Source organism: Skermanella stibiiresistens SB22, from assembly GCF_000576635.1.
Taxonomy (GTDB): Bacteria; Pseudomonadota; Alphaproteobacteria; order Azospirillales; family Azospirillaceae; genus Skermanella; species Skermanella stibiiresistens.
The window spans coordinates 1-228 of record NZ_AVFL01000168.1; the positions used below are offsets into that span (position 1 = coordinate 1).

The following is a 228-nucleotide window of genomic DNA, read 5'->3' on the forward strand; positions in this document are numbered from 1 at the left end:
ATGGTCAGCTTTATTAGAAGATATTATCGATAAGGCTGAGAGCAGGCTTTCTAAAACAAAACCAACGCCTCACTTCCTCGGGGCCATCGTGCTCGAACCACAATCCAAAGACAGCCTATTGGGGGTGGATACGTCATACATCATTGATGGCCAGCAGCGACTCACTACACTTCAGTATGTTCTTGCTTCCATCCGTCTTGCTCTTCGGGCTACAGGACTTCCCGGCCT

1 protein-coding gene is annotated in these 228 nt (G+C 49.1%); it reads left to right on the forward strand.

Features of this window, described 5'->3' with window-relative positions:
- On the forward strand, positions 1–228 hold a 228-nt coding region (locus N825_RS38560), incomplete at both ends, for a DUF262 domain-containing protein (RefSeq protein ID WP_157619803.1).